The organism is Streptomyces sp. NPDC059909 (assembly GCF_042730885.1).
Taxonomy (GTDB): domain Bacteria; phylum Actinomycetota; class Actinomycetes; order Streptomycetales; family Streptomycetaceae; genus Streptomyces.
The window spans coordinates 1-17,663 of sequence record NZ_JBHWKX010000106.1 but is presented as its reverse complement, the minus strand read 5'-3'; the positions used below and the strand labels follow the sequence as shown (position 1 = coordinate 17,663).

At 69.0% G+C, this 17,663-nt stretch carries 15 protein-coding genes; 7 read left to right on the top strand and 8 right to left on the bottom strand.

Annotated elements, in window-relative coordinates; all coding sequences use genetic code 11:
* Positions 1 to 146: 146 nt before the first annotated feature.
* From ACFV9O_RS36490 to ACFV9O_RS36455, 8 genes are all read right to left on the bottom strand, one after another.
* Positions 147 to 1,352, bottom strand: a complete 1,206-nt coding sequence (locus ACFV9O_RS36490) for an acyl-CoA dehydrogenase family protein (protein WP_385426266.1) — start codon at positions 1,350 to 1,352, stop codon at positions 147 to 149.
* On the bottom strand, positions 1,352 to 2,407 hold the full coding sequence (locus ACFV9O_RS36485; protein WP_385426263.1) for a phosphotransferase family protein: 1,056 nt from the start codon (positions 2,405 to 2,407) through the stop codon (positions 1,352 to 1,354). Before ACFV9O_RS36485 ends, ACFV9O_RS36490 begins: the two co-directional genes overlap by 1 nt.
* A 210-nt stretch (positions 2,408 to 2,617) precedes the next feature.
* On the bottom strand, positions 2,618 to 3,007 hold the full coding sequence (locus tag ACFV9O_RS36480) for a hypothetical protein (RefSeq protein ID WP_385426260.1): 390 nt from the start codon (positions 3,005 to 3,007) through the stop codon (positions 2,618 to 2,620).
* A gap of 26 nt (positions 3,008 to 3,033) precedes the next feature.
* The gene (locus ACFV9O_RS36475) at positions 3,034 to 3,918 is read right to left on the bottom strand and encodes a TIGR03619 family F420-dependent LLM class oxidoreductase (protein WP_385426257.1); all 885 of its coding nucleotides are present in this window, start codon (positions 3,916 to 3,918) and stop codon (positions 3,034 to 3,036) included.
* Between the two features lie 249 nt (positions 3,919 to 4,167).
* Positions 4,168 to 4,968 carry an SDR family NAD(P)-dependent oxidoreductase gene (locus tag ACFV9O_RS36470; RefSeq protein ID WP_385426254.1) on the bottom strand — a complete coding sequence of 267 codons (801 nt, stop codon included), beginning with the start codon at positions 4,966 to 4,968 and terminating at the stop codon, positions 4,168 to 4,170.
* A 92-nt stretch (positions 4,969 to 5,060) separates the two neighbouring features.
* Positions 5,061 to 5,444: a nuclear transport factor 2 family protein gene (locus ACFV9O_RS36465; RefSeq protein WP_385426252.1), complete on the bottom strand. Its 384-nt coding sequence runs from the start codon at positions 5,442 to 5,444 to the stop codon at positions 5,061 to 5,063.
* A 309-nt stretch (positions 5,445 to 5,753) separates the two neighbouring features.
* Positions 5,754 to 7,409: an FAD-dependent oxidoreductase gene (locus tag ACFV9O_RS36460; protein WP_385426249.1), complete on the bottom strand. Its 1,656-nt coding sequence runs from the start codon at positions 7,407 to 7,409 to the stop codon at positions 5,754 to 5,756.
* A gap of 139 nt (positions 7,410 to 7,548) precedes the next feature.
* Positions 7,549 to 8,775 carry an ISAs1 family transposase gene (locus ACFV9O_RS36455; protein ID WP_385426246.1) on the bottom strand — a complete coding sequence of 409 codons (1,227 nt, stop codon included), beginning with the start codon at positions 8,773 to 8,775 and terminating at the stop codon, positions 7,549 to 7,551.
* 319 nt (positions 8,776 to 9,094) lie between these two features.
* Here ACFV9O_RS36455 and ACFV9O_RS36450 point away from each other — a divergent pair, with 319 nt between their 5' ends.
* The 7 genes from ACFV9O_RS36450 (at position 9,095) to ACFV9O_RS36420 (ending at position 17,407) form a co-directional block, all read left to right on the top strand.
* Positions 9,095 to 10,342 carry a hypothetical protein gene (locus ACFV9O_RS36450; RefSeq protein ID WP_385426243.1) on the top strand — a complete coding sequence of 416 codons (1,248 nt, stop codon included), beginning with the start codon at positions 9,095 to 9,097 and terminating at the stop codon, positions 10,340 to 10,342.
* 7 nt (positions 10,343 to 10,349) lie between these two features.
* On the top strand, positions 10,350 to 11,909 hold the full coding sequence (locus ACFV9O_RS36445; protein ID WP_385426239.1) for a sugar ABC transporter ATP-binding protein: 1,560 nt from the start codon (positions 10,350 to 10,352) through the stop codon (positions 11,907 to 11,909).
* Positions 11,906 to 13,024, top strand: coding sequence for an ABC transporter permease (locus ACFV9O_RS36440; RefSeq protein ID WP_385426236.1), 1,119 nt, complete (start codon positions 11,906 to 11,908; stop codon positions 13,022 to 13,024). The genes ACFV9O_RS36445 and ACFV9O_RS36440 overlap by 4 nt, the downstream gene beginning before the upstream one ends.
* A complete protein-coding gene (locus ACFV9O_RS36435) occupies positions 13,021 to 13,872 on the top strand; it encodes an SDR family NAD(P)-dependent oxidoreductase (protein ID WP_385426232.1) in 852 nt (283 codons plus the stop codon). Before ACFV9O_RS36440 ends, ACFV9O_RS36435 begins: the two co-directional genes overlap by 4 nt.
* A gap of 68 nt (positions 13,873 to 13,940) precedes the next feature.
* Entirely contained in the window at positions 13,941 to 14,321 is a 381-nt protein-coding gene (locus ACFV9O_RS36430) for a nuclear transport factor 2 family protein (RefSeq protein WP_385426230.1), read from the top strand.
* 304 nt (positions 14,322 to 14,625) lie between these two features.
* Entirely contained in the window at positions 14,626 to 15,549 is a 924-nt protein-coding gene (locus tag ACFV9O_RS36425) for a VOC family protein (RefSeq protein ID WP_385426227.1), read from the top strand.
* A 46-nt stretch (positions 15,550 to 15,595) separates the two neighbouring features.
* A complete protein-coding gene (locus ACFV9O_RS36420) occupies positions 15,596 to 17,407 on the top strand; it encodes an FAD-dependent monooxygenase (RefSeq protein ID WP_385426224.1) in 1,812 nt (603 codons plus the stop codon).
* Positions 17,408 to 17,663: the final 256 nt, after the last annotated feature.

Here is a 17,663-nt window from a genome sequence, read left to right as displayed (position 1 = left end):
TGCAGACCCGTGGGCACAGTTGAGGTCAGAGCAGTCCTGAGAAGCGATTCCCCCCATGCCTAAAGGCACGGGTCCCCTCGCTAGCTATCCGATGGTCCACGCTCAGCGCCAACGGGGAGAGGTCCGCCGGGGTCCGTTCGATGACGTCAGCCGATGTACGGCGGCTTGCGTTTGAGCTCCTGGCGGGAAATGGTCTGGCGGTGTACGGCGTCGGGGCCGTCGACGATCCGTAGGGCTCTTGCCCAGGCGTAGAAGTACGCGAGCGGCGTGTCGTTCGACACCCCGGCGGCACCGAAGACCTCGATCGCACGGTCGATCACAGAAGTCGCCATCGCCGGAGCTGCGACCTTGATCGCTGCGATCTCGGTGCGTGCGTCCTTCGCGCCGTACCGGTCAATGAGCCAGGCAGTCTTGTACACATACAGGCGAGCCTGGTCGATGTCGATTCTCGACTGGGCGATCAGCTCGCGCACCACGCCCTGTTCGGAGAGGGGCTTGCCGAAGGCGACCCGGGACTTGGCCCGGTCCGCCATCAGTGCGAGCGCCCGCTCGGCCATCCCGATGGCTCGCATCGCATGGTGGATGCGGCCGGGACCCAGCCGTGCCTGGGCGACCATGAAGCCGTCCCCTTCGTTGCCGATCAGGTTCGACGCGGGCACCCGCACATCGCGGAACAGGACCTCGGCGTGGCCGTGCTGGTCGTGGTAGCCGAAGATCGGCAGATCTCGCTCGATGGTGACGCCGGGGGTGTCCCGCGGCACCAGGATCATCGACTGCTGACGGTGGGGCTCCGCGGACGGGTCGGTCTTGCCCATGACGATGAAGACCCGGCAGCGCTCGTCCATGGCGCCGCTGACCCACCATTTCCTGCCGTTGACGACGTAGTCGTCGCCCTCACGGCGCATCACCGTGGTGATGTTGGTGGCGTCCGAGGAGGCGACGTCGGGCTCGGTCATCGAGAACGCCGAACGGATCTCGCCGGCCAGCAGCGGTTCCAGCCACCGCCGTTTCTGCTCGTGGGTGCCGAACATGTGCAGCAGTTCCATGTTCCCGGTGTCCGGCGCCTGGCAGTTGATCGCCTCCGGCGCGATCACCGGGGACCACCCCGAGACCTCCGCCACGGCGGCGTACTCCAGGTTTGTCATCCCGGACACGGTCGGCAGGAAGAGGTTCCATAGCCCCCGCCTGCGGGCGGACTCCTTCAGCAGCTCCAGAACCGGGGAGTGCTCGTGCGGGCCGTGCTCGGCGAGGTATCCGTAGTAGAGGGGCTCTGCCGGGAACACGTCTTCGCGCATGAAGTCCCACATGCGGGCGCAAGTGTCCTGCGCCTTGGCAGAGAGGGTGAAGTCCATCAGCTTCTTTCCTGGCTGATCCGGGCCAGACCTTCCTCGGCGAACCGGACCACCTCGGCGTCGAGGTCGCCGAACTCCTGTCCGGCCATGGCTCCCGCCGCGACCCGGGCGGCGATGCCCTGCGCGATAACAGCGAACTTGAAGTGGGCGAACGCCTCGTAGAAGGCGAGGTCGTCCAGGTGGGACCCGGTCGCTGTCGCGTATCGCTCCGCGAGGTGCGCCCGGTTCGGGAAGCCGGGCAGTGTCGTCACGGTGGGGGTGAGGAGCGACGTGGCCTCGCCCTGCTCACGCCAGTAGAAGAGGAGCAGCCCGAGGTCCGTCATCGGGTCGCCCAGCGTGGAGAGTTCCCAGTCGAGTACGGCGGCGACACGGGCGGGATCGGCCAGGTCCATCAGACAGTTGTCCAGTCGGTAGTCGCCGTGCACGATCGAGGGCTTCAGTATGGAGATCTTCGGAAGCGCCGCGTCGAGCCGGGCCGCGAGCTCGTCGACCGCGGGCAGGTCGTGGGTCTTCGACTTCGCCCACTGTCCGCTCCACCGCCGCAGCTGCCGCTCCAGAAAGCCTGTGGGCCTGCCGAAGTCCCCCAGGCCCACCTCGGCGGAGTCGACGGAGTGAAGGGCGACGAGCACGTCGACCAGCCCGTCCGCCAGCGCGGTACGGTTCTCCGCGTTGTCGGCGTAGGCGGGTGGGAGGGAGGCGCGGATGATGTGGCCGGGCACCTTCTCCATCACGTAGAACGGTGCACCGATCAGGTCTCCGCCGCGGTCCTCCAGGAGTACGGCGGCCACCGGGACCACGCTGCTCCGCAGTGCCTTCTGGACCTGCGCCTCGCGTCCCATGTCGTGCGCGCTCGGCAGCAGCGCCCCCGAGGGGGGCCTGCGCAGTATGACCGCGCCGGCCTCGCTCGTGACCTGGAAGGTGAGGTTGGACTTTCCGCCGGCGATGAGCGTCGCGTCGGACCGGAACCAGCGCTCGTCGTCCAGGGCCGTGGCCAGGGCCGGTCCGAGCCGGTCCAACCGCACCAGGTCGGCGAGGTGGTCGCTGGTCGCGCTCACGTGTTCTTGCCCCGCGGGATCCCGCCGGTCGTCGTCTTGGGCAGTTGCACGAGTCATCAAAGCTCCATGCCGACAGAACGTTCGCTCGGACAGTTGAACAGAGGGGGGAGGGTCGCATGTGCTCCGGTTAGGACGATCTGCCGGCCGGGCTCGGTCGGCACACCCCGATCACCCGGAAGAATCTCAGCCGGCCCTATTTCACCCCTGCGATCACGACAGTGCGGCAATCAGCGGCGCGAGCGCCGTGCCGTCGAGGTACTCGTCGACCCGCGAGATCAGACCGTCGTCGGTGACGGTGACGACCAGGGCCGCGCGCAGGAGGACCTCACCACCGGCGTTGAGCTGGTAGGTGTTCTCCTGGGTCTGCACGAATCCGCCGGCGGTGTGCAGCCGTTCCTTCACCACGACCGCGCACGTCGAGACGCTGCCGATCCCGGTGAGCAGAGTGTCGAGGTCGTCGACCGACAGCTCGATGGCATCGGTGCAGTGCCAGATGACCGCGTCGGGGGTGTACAGCCGGCGCATGGTGGCCATGTCGGCCTCGGCGATCGCGGTGGTGAACTCGTCTGCGAGGGTGTCGAATTCGGTGGTGGTGGCCATGGGAAATCCTTTTTTCGTGGGTGGAGTCAGAACTTGGAGATGATCTCGTCGGCGAACCGCTTGAGGGAGTCGGTCTTGAACGCCGTCGCCGAGAGCATTCCCTCGCCCGCGCTGTCGGCGATGTCCTCGCCCATCCAGGGCATGCAGACCAGGTCGGTGACGCCGGCGTCGCTCAGTCGCCGGTAGTCGTCGAGGGAGGTGGCGTCGATGACGCCGGCGTGCACCTCGAAGTCGGCCGAGCGTCCTTCCCTCTCCACGAGCGTGAGCAGTCTGCCCACTGTCTCGGTGACCTCGGCGAGCCCCTTCGGGACGCCGCACCAGCCGTCGGCGAGGCGGGCCGCGGTGCGCAGGCTCCAGTTCTGGTGTCCGCCGATGTAGACGGGGACCGGCGAGGTGACCCCGGGTGCCTGCTGGAAGGGCGGGAAGTCGAAGACCTCGCCGTGGTATTCGACGACCTCGCCGCTGATCGCCAGCCGGACGATGTCGATCATCTCGGTGAAGCGCTGCCTACGGGTGTCCCAGTCGATCCCGCAGAACTCGTACTCCTCGCGCATCCAGCTCATCCCGACGCCCAGGCCGAACCGGCCCTGCGAGATCAGACCCGCGGTCTTGACCTGGTTGGCCAGGAGCAGCGGGTGCCGCAGGGTCAGCTTGGTGACGTAGGGGTAGACGCGGAGTGTGGTGGTGCGGGCGGCGATCGCGGGCAGCAGTGTCATTGGCTCCAGGTAGGGCGAGTCGGTCGGCCAGAACCGCTTGCCGTCGGCGCTGTAGGGATAGCGGCTGTTCACATCGATCGGCTGGAAGACCGATTCGTTAAGACACATCGAGGTCCAGCCGTTGGCCTCGGCCGCCTCGGCCAGGGCGAAGAACTCCTCGGTGTCGCTGCCGGTGTTCCACAAGGTGAAGCGCACGGCGAACCTCCTTGTTCGCGCCGTTCGGACGGCGGCTCGGAGTGTTGGGTCGAGTTGTTCGCTGGGGGGGCGGCGGCTGCAGGTGAACATGTCGTGGAACTCCTGCGTCACCCGATCGCGGCGCCCCTGGGTGGCCGGTGACGGGCCGCCGCTCGAGGAGCTTGCCGCAGCGCGGACCGGACGCCGAGCTTCTCGAATCCCGCCGGGGAACCGGGCAGCCCAGACGGTCGTGGGGCTGGCCGGGCGTGGCTATTCAGCGGCGGCGAAGAATCCTCCGGCGCTGGCATCCACACCGCCGTCGGCGACAAGTACGGCGCCGGTGGTGTACGAGCTCTCGTCGCTCAGCAGCCACGCCACCGCGGCGGCGAGCTCGTCGGGCGCGGCGTACCGGCCGAGGGGAACGGTGCTCTCCAGGACGGACCGCCCCGCCGGGGCGTCGCCCACGCCGACGAGCTGCTCGGTCGGCCGCACCATGGCGGTGTCGGTGAAACCCGGAGCGACCGCGTTGATCCGGATGCCGAGCCGGGCCGTCTCCAGCGCCGCCGACCGCACCATGCCGATGACCGCATGCTTGGACGCCGCGTATGGACCCCACATCTGCCCGCCTCGGACACCGAGCCCGGAGGACGTCACCACGATCGAGCCGCCGGCGGCCTGTTCCGTGAACCGCCGGATGGCGGCGCGCATGCCGAGGTAGACACCGCGTACGTTGACGGAGATCACCCGGTCGAAGTCCTCGGTCGTGCTGTCGGCGAAGGGCACCAGCCTGCTGGCATATCCGGCGTTGAGGTGCGCCGCGTCGAGGCGGCCGAAGTGCTCCAGCGCCGCCGCCATGTATGCCTCGACACCGCCCTCGGTACTCACGTCCGCGCCGACGCCCACCGCGTCACCCGGCAACAGTTCGGCGGCGGCCTTCGCGGCATCGGCGTCCAGATCGACGAGGACGACCTTGCCGCCCTCGCGGCTCAGACGCCGGGCCACCGCCGAACCGATACCGCCGACCGCACCTGTGACGACGACGACCTTCCCCTTGAGTCCGTTCAACGACATCGTGCTCAACCTCCTGGATCTGATCACCATGCACTGCGATGTGGCTTCTTCGCGGGCGGCGGGCGACCGGCACCCGCACAAGTCGGGACGGTCTATGCGGCGAACACCGGGTTGACGTCCATGTAGATGCGGTAGTTGTCGACGAGTCCGTCGCGGAACCGGAAGAAGTTGCTGCAGGGCAGGGTCAGCTTCTTGCCGTCGAGCCGCTCGTAGTGCACGTCCAGGAGGCAGACGACGGTGTCGTCGGCGACCTGCCACATGTCGAGGATCTCGTGGCGGATCCCCGCGATCGACTCGTCAAACGCGCGGCTCATGGCCTCGACCTCCGCCTTGCTGTCGATCGCCTCGGCGCTGCCGAACCGGAAGTGAACGTCGTCGGTGAGGAACGCGCACACCGCCTCGGCCTCGCCACTGTCCACGGCGGTGAAGATTTCGCGGACGGTACGGGTCAGGCTGGTCTCCTGGGTGGTGGTCATGTCGACTCCTTCGTCGGCTGTGGTGGATGTGCTGAACGGCTGTCGGATGGTGGCGGGGATCGGTGCGGCGCCGGCGATTCCCGCGAGACCTGCGGCCGGGCTCTGCGGCCGGCGCACAGGCTGCAGGACGGGGACGCGTTCGCGCGGCGGCGTGCGGTGCGGCCGTGCCATTGGGGTGAGGCTGGGTGGCCCGCCGGGCAACGTGCCGGTCCGGGCGTACGAGCGGGCCCCCGTCGGTCTCGACCCGCGACGATCAGGACCGGCGTCTCCAGCTCCATTCGAGACATGTCCTGTTCCTTCACATCGGGTTCAGCTCCTGCCGCTGCCCCCGCGGACGGGCCGACGCTGCGCCACGTGCTTGCCGAGCAGGTGGGCGAAGCACAGGATCGGGCCGATCGTGGCGCCGCCCGCCCAGTAGGCCTCCGCCGACGGTGAGGCGACGCAGTTGCCCACGCCGTAGAGGCCTTCGACGGGTGTGCCGTCGTGGCGCAGCACGCGGCCGTGCACGTCGACGCGTGGCCCGCCCTTGGTGTCGAGCGTTCCGGGGCCCAACACAGTGGCGTAGTACGGTCCGGTCGGGTTCAACGCCCGCAGGGTGGGGTTCGGCCCATCGCCGCCGAACGTGGCCGCGAGGGCGAGTTCGATGGGGGTCTCCCCGCGGTGGAAGTCCCGGTCGACGCCGGTCTCGGCAAAGCCGCGGAACCGTTCGAGGGTGCATGCGAGGTTGTCGTCGAAGTCCGGGGCGAGAGCGTCGTGGTCGGCGGGCAGCCCGAGCTGTTCGAGCTTGCGGTCGATCTCGCGGGCCAGCCCGGGCAGGTCGTCGGCGGTCACGACCCAGTAGCCGTCGACGCCGGGCGGCGGGACCGGATTGCCGAAGTCCGAGCCCGCGCACCCGGTGGCGACCGGCTCGTCCCAGATCGCGATCAGCGGAAGGTTCGGGTACTGCAGCCGACGGGTGTCCCAGGCGAAGAAGGCGTGGGTCAGCTCGTGGTAGACCGCCTTCTCGTTGACCGCGCGCACCCCGCTGCGGTTGACGAGGACCATGCCGTCGCCGGGCAGCACGAAGCTGCCCGCAACGCCGCGCGGATCGCGCTGCACCCGCTCGATGACGATCGGTGTGCTCCAGGCGTGCTGCATGTTCGCCAGCTCCGCGCCGACCGACTGCGCCAGCGGCAGGAAGTCGCCGGTGTTGGTCACCGCGGCGCAGCCGCCGACATAGGGGCCGCGCAGAAACTCCCGGCGCAGACGGGCGTTGTGGGTGAAGCCGCCGGTGGCGAACACCACGCCCTGCCGCGCCCTGATCCGTCCGCCGCCAGTACCGCCGGCGACGACACCGGTCACCGCGCCGTCCTCGACGACGATGTCCACCACCGGCGTGGAGGTGCGCACCTGGACTCCGAGGCGGTCGGCGGCCCGCTCGAAGCGCTGGATCATCTCCTCGCCGCCGCTCTGTCCGCCGCCCGCAGCCGCCGGCCACAGCACCCGACCCCGCTTGGGGACGTTCTCCTCCAAGTGCGCGGCGTAGTCGGGGAAGTCCAGGCCCGATCCGACGTCGAGCGCGCCGAGGCGTTCCAAAGCGGTCACGGCGTCGTCGCCGTTGTCGTAAAAGGCTGCCAGCGCCTGGAACTCGCACTCGGGGATACCCAGGTGAGGCGCGTCGGGCGAGTACATCGCCGGCCTGGACATGCGGGCCATCAGGCGCAGGGCGTCCTCGCGCGGGTCCTTGATCCCGGCCTCACGCATGAACCGGTTGTTGAGTATCCAGAACCACGCGGCCGCCTTGCGGGTCGTCCCGCCCGTCGTGGCTGCCTTCTCCAGCACCACGACCGAGGCGTCCTCGGCCGCCGCCGTCACCGCGGCGGCGAACCCCCCGGCACCGCTGCCGACCACGACGACATCGAACTCGGCGTCCCATCGGCTGCCGTGGGATGCACCGTCCGGCACGGATGTCATATCTCTCGCCATGGAAACTCCTCATCGGGACGTGCAGCGGCCGGCCGCACAGGCCGGACACAGGGATGATGTGAGCACCGATTGCGATAGTCAAGAATAATTTCGATAATTCTTCTGCGTTGCGGTTTTCGTCTGACGAGGCAGGGCTTGATCAAGTTCCGTGAGTGTCCTGGTCGTTGGCGATGCCCAGGATGGAGAGTGCTCGTTCTGGCTTGACCCGGATCGCCCGGGTGGTCTTGGCGATGTTGTCGGCCCCGAGGATCTTCAGGGCGCCGATGGCGAGGTTGCGAAGGGTCGCCATGGCCCGTGGTGCGGTCGCGGCATGGACGGTCGAGGCGTCCTCGGCGAAGGTCACGTCCCTGATGTGGTGCGAGGAGTTCTCCACTCCCCAGTGCCCGCGGATCGCGGCGGCCAGCTCGGCGGGGCCGGCCTGATGGGCATCGAGGCTGGTGACGGCGTAGACGCTCTCCCGGGTCTCGCGTTTGCCGGTCTGCTTGCGGCGGCGGTGGACGCGGATGGCCAGGGCCGCGTGGGGGAAGGCGACCCCGCCGAGCCCGTCCGCTATGGAGCAGGTCTTGATCGAGCGGGACTCGCGGCGGCCGTGTCCGGTGTCGGAGGTGGTGTGCTGGACGGCGATGTCCCGCCACAGCAGCGCCGCGAGCTGGCTGTACGCGGTCGGCTGGTTGGTCTTGATCACGGCGATGTAGTGCGCCTTCTTTGTCTCGACCAGCCAGGTGATGTTCGCCTTCACTGAGTGCAGGGCGTCGAAGGACAGCAGGGTGCCGACCAGGTCCAGCGGCGCGAGCAGCGGCTTGAAGTGCGTGGTTTCGTTCGTCTTCGCACCGACCTCTACCTGGGCGAGGGTCACAACCGGACTGTGGGTGACCGCCGAGAGTAGATGACGGCGGGCCGTATCCAGGCGGGCGGAGCCCTTGAGCGCCTTGCCGTCCACGGCGACGACGCGCCGCGACGCCAGGGCGTCGGCCGGCTTGACGGCGCTGCGGTGCCTGTCCGCGAGGTAGGTGCCCACCGCCCGGTCCAGGGCGTCACCGTCAACCGTCCCCAACACCCGCCCGATCGTGGCCGGCGAGGGAGTGCGCCGCCATCTGAGCAGGTGACGACGGATACCGATGACCACCAGGAGCCTGCTGGAGGCATTCACGCCCCATTCGGCCAGCTCATCGATGCTCCTCGCGCTCGAGACGACCGCACAGGCGCAGACCAGCAGGATCGCTGTCAGCGAGTACCACCGGCCTCGCCGCGAGCGCGGATCGGGCACCGAGTCGAAGTAGGGACGCAGGTCAGCGACCTGGCCCGGGTCCAGCGGACCCAGCTTCAGCAGGACAGCGGGGAAGGGAGAAGATACAGCGGCAGGCACGGGCCACCTCGTGATCAACGGGCTTAAGACACCACGATGATCACGAAGCCCGTGCCTGCACTGCAATTAAAAAGATGTTTCTAAAAAATTTCGAGATTCTTCTTGACTTGCGGACAGAACGAGGACGACTCTGTGGCTGCGATCTTCCCGGTGGGCCACTCGCCCACCGGGCCACATCCAGGCTTGAGCGGCTCTCCGACCAGCCTCGGCAGAACTCCGCGCACACCGTCGCGGTGCTCAGGCCGCCGACCAACCACTGAGTCTTGATCCCGATGTGCCGTCTCGACGACGAGCCGGCATGGCGGAAGGAGCGCAATCGATGTCGATGATCCGGACAGGGCCGTCCAAGTGGCGCACTGCCGTCGGTCTCGCTGCCGCCGGGACGTGCGCGGCGGCGGCTCTCGGCGCCTGCGCCCCCTCCTCGTCCACCACGTCGCCGGCCAACGCCGCCGGCAAGCAGGACACCGCCGCCGCCCAGCGGGTCGTGGAGCTCGCGAGCACGAAGCTGCTCTACGGTCCCACCGCGGGTACCGTCGATCCCGCGCAGGTGCGCGCCCCGCGCGCCGCCGACGTCAAGGCGTTCCCCTTCAAGCCAGGCGGCCGGACGCTCAAGTTCGGCCTCGTCACCTGTGCGGCGATCTCCCCGCAGTGCACACACACGGCGACGATCACCGCAGCGTACCTGCGGAAGCTCGGCATCGGTTCGCGGATCTTCGCCTCCGACTACACACCGGCCGGCAACCAGCGCGCGATGAACGCCGCGCTGGCCTACCAGCCGGACGCGATCATCCAGCTGGCGCTCGCCCCCAGCACGATCGGCGCGCAGCTGGCCCAGGCCAAGAAGCGCCACATCCCCGTGATCGGCGGCATCGCGACGAAGGCCACCGACGGCGGGCACCTCGATGCCTACGTCCCGCAGAGCGCCAACCTCTACCAGGCAGCCGCTGCCGCGCAACTGGCGATCGCCGGCAAGGGGTCCACCAACGTCCACTGGCTCAGCGCGCCGGAGTTCCCCCAGCTTGAGGTCGGCGCCGGTACGCACTTCCTGAAGGCCGTCTGTCCGGGCTGCACCCTCACCGAGGGCACGGAGACGGCGGCCCAGGTGACCAACCCGGTCCAGATGGGACAGCTCGTCACCTCGATCATGAGGTCCCACTCCGACGTCTCGTACCTGGCGCTGGCGTCGGCCTGTGCCAATCTGCAGTCCGCGGCGGGGGCACTGCGCCAACTGCAGCACGGAACCCTGGCGGCCGCCGGCTGCGGTGCCTCGTCGATGGCGGCAATGAACGCGGGCTACCTGCCGTTCGCCACCGGCAGCGTGGAGCCGTGGGAGGCGCTCGCCTCCATCGACCAGGCACTGCGACTCCTCTCGGGCCGGCCGCCGCTCACCGACAAGGACGCGGGCCCCGCCGTCTACCTGGTGACCCCGAAGACGACCCCGGACACCTCGACCAGCGGCGCCTACGGAAAGCTCGACCGCTGGACGGTGTCGCTCTTCGACTACGTGGCGCCGTACAGCAAGGCGTGGGGAGTCGATCTGAGCAGTGTGATCGCGGATGAGAAGTAGACCCGCCATGGCGATCGCCTCCACCGCCCGCACGGACCGCGGCACATCCGTAGCAGGTACCGAAACGGATGTGCCGGCCATCGAAGCCCTCGGCGTCGAGAAGGTGTACGGAGCCACGCTGGCTCTCGGCGGCGCGGACCTCGTGGTGCACCCGGGCGAACTCCACGCGTTGCTGGGCGAGAACGGGGCGGGCAAGTCCACCCTCGTGCGCATTCTCGCCGGCGTCGAGCGCGCGGACAGCGGAAGCATCCGGCTCTTCGGTGAACCTGTCCACGCCGCGCACGGCACAGGATCGCGCGCCTCGCACGCCTTCATCCACCAGGACCTCGCGCTCTTCCAGACGATGTCCGTGGCCGCGAACATCGCCATGGTCGGCGGATTCGACCGGCGAGCGGGTCTGATCTCCGACCGGCGCACCAACCGACGCGCCGCGCAGCTACTCGACCGGCTCGGGATGCGGATCGATCCGCGGATGATGGTGGGCGAACTCCCGCTCGCCGACCAGACGGCTGTCGCGGTGGCACGCGCGCTCTCCCACGGGGTGCGGCTGATCGTCCTCGACGAGCCGACCGCGTACCTGGAGGCACGGCAGGTGCACAGCCTCCTGCAGCTGCTCGGGCGGTTGCGTGCCGAAGGCGTCGCCTGCCTGCTCATCACGCACCGGGCGGGGGACGTCCTGGACCACTGCGATTCCCTGACCGTCCTCCGCGACGGGCGCACCGTGGCCTCTGAGCCGGCCGCCGGGCTGTCCGAGCGGGACCTGGTCCGGCTGATCAGCGGGGAAGCAGCGGCGTCCGCCGCCCGCCCGGCACGGACCCGCGGTTCACACGAACCGCTGCTGCGGCTCAGCCATGCCGCGTCACCAGCCTTCGGGCCGCTCTCGCTCGACCTCGGCGCCGGGGAGATCGCCGGCATCTGCGGTCTGGCGGACTCCGGGGCCTTCGAGGTCGGCCGAGCCGTCTTCGGCCTCGCCCCCCTCACCAGCGGGACGATGTGGTTCGACGGCCGTACCGCCACGCCCTCGTCACCGGCGCAGGCGGTGGCCAAGCGCATCGCCTACGTGCCCTCCGAGCGGCGCACCGCAGGCATCGCGGAGAGCCTCACGGTGCGGGAGAACCTCTTCATGCGTCCGTCGGTGCGGTGGTTCGCACCCCTGCGCATCCGCCAGGAGCGTCGCCGGTCGGCGAAGCTGATCGAGACGATGGGGGTCTACCCGGCCCTGCCGGAACAGCCCATCAGCGCGTTCAGCGGCGGCAACCAGCAAAAAGCCGTGCTGGCCAAGTGGCTGCGCGACGAGCCACGTCTACTCGTCCTCAACGACCCAACCGCCGGCGTGGACCTCGCTGCCAAGGCCGACATCCACGCCCGGCTCCGCGCGATGGCCACAAAGCTCGGCATCGGTGTGCTGCTGATCAGTTCCGACTTCAGCGAGGTCGCCGAGTTGTCCGACCGCGTGTACGTCATGCGGCGCGGATCCGTCGTGGCCGAGGTCGACGCACAGCGGACGACGGCGGGCGAACTCGTCACCCTCGCCTACGGCGGAGCACAGAAAGGAGCGCAGACATGAGTGCGAACAACGACACGCGGACCGCGCCGCAGGAAGCCAACGCGTTCCTGACACGGTCCGCCCGCCGCGCGCAGATCGCCGACGAGGGCGCGGTGCTCCATCTGCTCGGCCGGTTCGGACTGCCGATGATACTCGTCGCCGTGATCGTGGTCTTCTCGCTGTGGCAGCCGGACAGCTTCTTCTCCTGGATCAACTTCAACGCCACCTTCGCACAGCAGGCGATCATCGTCATGGTGGCACTCGGGGCGATGATCCCCCTCATCGTGGGTGAGTTCGACCTGTCCATCGGCACCAACGCCGGCCTGGCCGCCATCCTGACCGTCGGCCTGTGCCAGATGCAGGGACTGAGACCCTGGCCGGCCATCGCCATCGCCGTCGCCGTCTCGGGACTCGTCGGGCTGCTGAACGGGTTGATCGTCACGCGGCTGAAGGTCAACTCGTTCGTCGCGACCCTCGGCATGGCCACCGCGATCGGTGGCTTCGGGCAGCTGTACACCCACCAGCAGGACATCCCCAGCGCGCCCACCGACCTGGTGGCGATCGGCCGAGCAGAGGTGTTCAACCTGCCCGTCACCGTGATCGTCGCGCTGGCGACCGCCGCTGTGCTCGCCGTGGCCCTGCAACTCCTCCCGATCGGACGGCAGCTGCTCGCGGTCGGCGCCAACCGACGGGCCGCCGAACTGACCGGAATCCGCCCCGACCTGAGGATTGTGACCTCCTTCCTGGTCGGCGGCCTCGTCGCGGGCGTCGGCGGAGCCCTCTACGGCGCCAACCTCGGCGCCGCCGGAAACCAGACCGGGGCCACCCTGCTGCTTCCGGCGTTCGCCGCCGCCTTCCTGGGCTCCACCACCATCACGCCGGGCCGCTACAACGTCCTCGGCACCCTCGTCGCCGTCCTCCTGCTCGCCTTCACCGTCTCCGGACTCGAGCAGGTCGGAGTCCAGCCGTGGATCGAGTCCGTCGTCCAGGGCATCGCCCTGATCGCCGCAGTCGCATTCTCCAGCTGGGCGATCCGCCGCCGCACGCTCCACCTACGCAACGCACAACTCGCCCTGCTCAGACCGACGGCCCCGCAGAAGGACGAACCAACCGAGCACGAGGGAGCCATCGCATGAGACTCGCGGGCAAAGTCGTCGTCATCACCGGCACCGGGGACGGCCAGGGCAGAACAGCCGCACGGCGGTTCACGGCCGAGGGCGCGTGCGTGGTCGGCTGCGACCTCAACGCGGACGCGGCCGCCGAGACCGCAAGGCTCGTGCGCGACATCGGCGGGGAGATTCTCTCCCTCGGCGGCCTGGACCTGACCGTGGAGGACGACGTCGTCCAGCTGGTCGGCGCCGCCGTGGAGCGCTTCGGCCGTATCGACGCCCTTTACAACAACGCGGCGGCCGCCCGGCTGGGGGACGTCACCGGCACGTCGGCGAGCGACTTCGACTTCACCTTCCGGGGCGTGGTGCGCATCCCCTGGCTCGTCACCAAGCACGCGACGCCCCATCTGGCGCGGTCGCCGGGCGCCGCCGTGGTCAACACCGCCTCCGTCTCGGGGCTGGTGGGCGCAGGGATGGTACGCAACGCCCCGCTGCTTGCCGCCTACGGGGCTGCCAAGGCGGCCGTCATCCGCCTCACCCAGATCTGCGCCGTCGACCTCGCCGCCCGGGGCATCCGCGTCAACTGCCTCTCCCCGGGCATCATCGACACCCCGGCCGTCTCCGGCATCCTCGGCGCGGGCGTCGACGAACGGCTGCGCGCCTGGAACGAGGAGCAGACCCTGGTGGGACGGATCGGCACGCCCGACGAGGTCGTCTCCGCAGCGCTCTTCCTCCTCTCCGACGAGGCGTCGTACATCACCGGCCACAACCTTGTCGTCGACGGCGGCTGGGTCGCCTCCGGCGGCGTCGGGCGGCCCGACCAGGAGACGGTGGAGGCGCTGGAGAGCGCCCTCGGCGCCGGGCTGCGCTACTGACCTCACTCACACGGCCACAGGTACTGCCTCCTCTGGCCGTGACCAACCGATTCACAAGGAGCAGTGAATTGCGAGATGTCTCGAAGCTGGTCGAAAGCCACCTGAACGTATGGGCGATCTCCGACCCGGCCGACCGGGCCGCCGAGCTCGCCCGGATCTACACGGCGGATGTGACCATCGTCGAACCTGACGGAATCGTGGTCGGCAGGGATGCCCTCAACGCCCGGATCGGGAAGTTGCAAGAACACTTCGGCGGTCTCGTGTTCAACGTGAGCGGCTCCATCGAGCACCACAACGACTACGCCATGTATGCCTGGCACCAGCCGGTCGCCAACCGGGCGGAGGATGTCTTCGGCTGGGACGTCCTCCACTTCGACGGTGATCTGATCGACCGCGCCGTCATGTTCATCCCGGGATTCGCCGATCTGGACGTGCCCGGCCACGCGTAGCGCGCGGTCATCACGAGGTGGTGGCGGCCCCTTCCGAAGCCAAAGAGAGCATCGCCGGAGCCGGCGGACCGCGGGGCCCACCGGGCCTCCGGCCAGCCCACGGTGCCACGGGGCCGCCACCACATCATGGCGTGCTGCCCGCCACCGGAGGCGCGACCTCTCGTACGCCGACGTCGACGCGGGCCGGACCTGGGACGGCCGCGGCGCGTTCGCCGCCAGCCGTTCGTCGTACCGGGCGGCTGCGTGTGAGTACGACAGGATGCCCACCGGTTCTTCTCCTGTGCCCCATCGATAAGGAAAACTTATGCCGTTGCACCGACTCTCCTCTATCACCATCGGAGTTCCGGACGTTGCCGAAGTCGCGGCCTACTACGCAGACTTCGGCCTGGAGCAGGTGGCACCGAGCCGGTTCGCCACCCAGGACGGCGGCGAACAACTCCGCCTCGAATACGCGCCGTCTCGTCGGCTGCTCGGCGTCGAGATCGGCGTCGACGACGCCGACGATCTCGACAAGGTGGCCAGCAGCCTGGAGAAGTTCGGTGTGCAAGCCGAACGCTCGGCCGACGCCCTGTCCGCGGTCGAGCCGGTTACCGGGGTCCGGGCCACTCTGCGCGTCGCCCAGCACCTGATCCAGCCATCCACTCCGGCGACGCCCTACAACGGTCCCGGCCGGGTCGACCGGCCCAACGGCCGGGCGCCCGGGATCCAGCGCGAGTACCGGGTCCGTCCCCGCAAGCTCGGCCACATCGTGATCGGTTCGACCGACGAGGAGGCGACCCGCGGCTTCTTCACCGACGGCCTCGGTTTCAAGGTGACGGACCAGGTGCCTGGGCTCGCCGCGTTCCTGCGCTGTTCGAACGACCACCACAACGTGCTGGTGCAGTCGGCGCCGGTGAGCTTCCTGCACCACTCTGCCTGGGAGGTGGACGACATCGACGAGGTGGGACGTGGCGCGATGGCGATGCTCGAAGACCACCCCGAACGCCATGTGTGGGGGCTGGGCCGCCACCACATCGGCTCGAACTTCTTCTGGTATCTGCGCGATCCCGCGGGGAACTTCTCCGAGTATTACTCCGACCTCGACGAGATTATCGACGACCAACTGTGGAAGCCGGAAACGGTGCACGGCGCCCGAGGCCTGTTCAACTGGGGCCCGCCGCTTCCGCCCTCGTTCCTCCACCCCGAGGACCTCGCCGCGCTGATGACCGGCACGCACTCCGCGGGCTGATTCCTTCCAACCCAGTCAACTGTCCTGTTCAGAGAAAGTCGTGGACATGCCTCCAAAGCAGTGGGACGTCCCGGTCCTGATCGTGGGAGGGGGGCCGGCCGGCCTGGCCGCCTCTCTCGCCCTGTCGCGCTACGGTGTCGAGCACGTGCTCGTCGAGCGGCACCCGGGCACCGCGCACACGCCGCGCGCACACATCATCAATCAGCGCACCGTCGAGATCCTGCGCCACCTCGGAATCGAGGACCGCTTCCACAGAGTAGCGACGCCGCAGAGGTACATGCGCAACAACCTGTGGGTCACCAGCCTCGCCGGCCAGGAGATCATCCGCTCCGAGACATGGGGAACAAGCGCCCGGGTCGCCGGGGAGTACGAGGCGTCGAGTCCGTGCCCGATGGCGAACTGCCCGCAGACAGTCTTCGAACCCATGCTGGTGGACGCCATCCGCGACGTCGGCGGTGATCTGCGGTTCAGTCACGAACTGGAAACCCTTGAGCAGGACGCCGACGGGGTCACCAGCACGATCCGGGACCGCTCCACGGGCGAGCTGATCACGGTGCGCTCGCAGTACGTGATCGGCGCAGACGGCGCCCGCAGCCGCGTACTGGACGCCGCCGGACTGAGCGTGGACGGCCCGGCCGGGCTCGCACACGCAGCGAATATCTGGTTCGAAGCAGACCTGACCCGGTACTTCGCTCACCGTCCGGGAGTACTCACCTGGAACGTGATGCCAGGTCCGCTGCCCCCGCTGCGCCTGGGCACCCTGATCTGCCACAAGCCGTACACGGAGTTCGTGATGGTGGTGATGTACGACCCCGCGCAGACCGATCTCGGCGCGCTCACCACCGAGGACCTCGTCGGCCGGGTGCATGCCCTGATCGGGGACGACACCGTCGACGTCAAGATCAAGGGAACCGCGGGGTGGGAGGTCAACGCCCAGGTCGCGCCGGTGTACTCGGCCGGGCGGATCTTCTGTATGGGCGACGCGGTCCACCGGCACCCGCCGTCCAACGGGCTGGGGCTGAACATGTCCGTCGCCGACGCCTACAACCTGGCCTGGAAACTGGCACTCGTGCTCGACGGCCGCGCCGGCCCCGGCTTGCTCGACAGCTATTCCGCAGAGCGTCAGCCGGTCGGCGCCGCAGGTATCCAGCGGGCGATCACCAGCCTCAACGACCTGGCCGCCATCGATGCGGCGCTCGGCCTGGAGCCGGGCCAGTCTGAAGAGGACGGATGGGCGGCGCTCGCCGTCCTCGACGAGCCCGGACCGGCCGGGGCCAAACGCCGCCAGGCACTGCGCGACGCGGTGACGCTCACCGACTACCAGTTCAACGCCCACGGCCTCGAACTCGGCTACGTCTACACCAGCGGTGCCATGATCCCAGGCCCCGAACCAACGCCGAAGCCCGCAGCCGACGCGCATTTGCACTACCGGGCGACCACCAGGCCAGGTGCCCGTGTTCCCCACGCCAGGCTCGAGCTCGACGGCATACCGGTCTCCACCCTGGACCTCGTCGACGGCCTCGGCTTCACCTTGCTGACCGGCCCCGGAGGCGAGCTTTGGGCCGAGGCCGCTGCCGAGGTCGCAACCCGCACAGGGGTGCCGGTCACGGTCCACGTCATCGGCCGCGGTACCGGCGGCCCCGCCGACCCTTACGGTGAATGGGAGCAGCTGCGGGAGGTTGACTGCGATGGCTGCGTGCTTGTCCGCCCCGACCGACACGTGGCGTGGCGGTACCAGCGCTTCGACGCCCTCGGCGCCGACGCCCTCGGCGCCGTGATGGACCAGGTTCTCGACCGTGACCCAAGCACACACCCCGTGGCCCCGCCCGAACCGGCGGTCGGCGCGTCCTCGTCCTGAGTCGTGCGTTCTCCCTCGTCGCGTTGCGTAGTGAGGGTCTCGCCTGAGTGAGACCCTCACCGTCCGGCAGCCGTCCCTCCCAGCAGCTGTCCATGAGCAAGGGGCAGCGTCTCCGGCTCCACCCGCACACCGGCATCCTGCTGTTCAGCATGATCTAGCGCGGAACCCCGGCTCTTTAGAGCCGGGAGGAATCGCTTCTCTGGATTGCTGTGACCCGCGCGTGAGCACGGGTCTGCACTGTGGCCTTTACCCGCTC

Excerpts from the sequence above, each read along its gene's own strand:
- ACFV9O_RS36490 (WP_385426266.1), bottom strand. The coding sequence starts at position 1,352 with ATGGACTTCACCCTCTCTGCCAAGGCGCAGGACACTTGCGCCCGCATG.
- ACFV9O_RS36480 (WP_385426260.1), bottom strand. The coding sequence starts at position 3,007 with ATGGCCACCACCACCGAATTCGACACCCTCGCAGACGAGTTCACCACC.
- ACFV9O_RS36470 (WP_385426254.1), bottom strand. The coding sequence starts at position 4,968 with ATGTCGTTGAACGGACTCAAGGGGAAGGTCGTCGTCGTCACAGGTGCG.
- ACFV9O_RS36465 (WP_385426252.1), bottom strand. The coding sequence starts at position 5,444 with ATGACCACCACCCAGGAGACCAGCCTGACCCGTACCGTCCGCGAAATC.
- ACFV9O_RS36460 (WP_385426249.1), bottom strand. The coding sequence starts at position 7,409 with ATGGCGAGAGATATGACATCCGTGCCGGACGGTGCATCCCACGGCAGC.
- ACFV9O_RS36450 (WP_385426243.1), top strand. The coding sequence starts at position 9,095 with ATGTCGATGATCCGGACAGGGCCGTCCAAGTGGCGCACTGCCGTCGGT.
- ACFV9O_RS36445 (WP_385426239.1), top strand. The coding sequence starts at position 10,350 with ATGGCGATCGCCTCCACCGCCCGCACGGACCGCGGCACATCCGTAGCA.
- ACFV9O_RS36440 (WP_385426236.1), top strand. The coding sequence starts at position 11,906 with ATGAGTGCGAACAACGACACGCGGACCGCGCCGCAGGAAGCCAACGCG.
- ACFV9O_RS36435 (WP_385426232.1), top strand. The coding sequence starts at position 13,021 with ATGAGACTCGCGGGCAAAGTCGTCGTCATCACCGGCACCGGGGACGGC.
- ACFV9O_RS36425 (WP_385426227.1), top strand. The coding sequence starts at position 14,626 with ATGCCGTTGCACCGACTCTCCTCTATCACCATCGGAGTTCCGGACGTT.
- ACFV9O_RS36420 (WP_385426224.1), top strand. The coding sequence starts at position 15,596 with ATGCCTCCAAAGCAGTGGGACGTCCCGGTCCTGATCGTGGGAGGGGGG.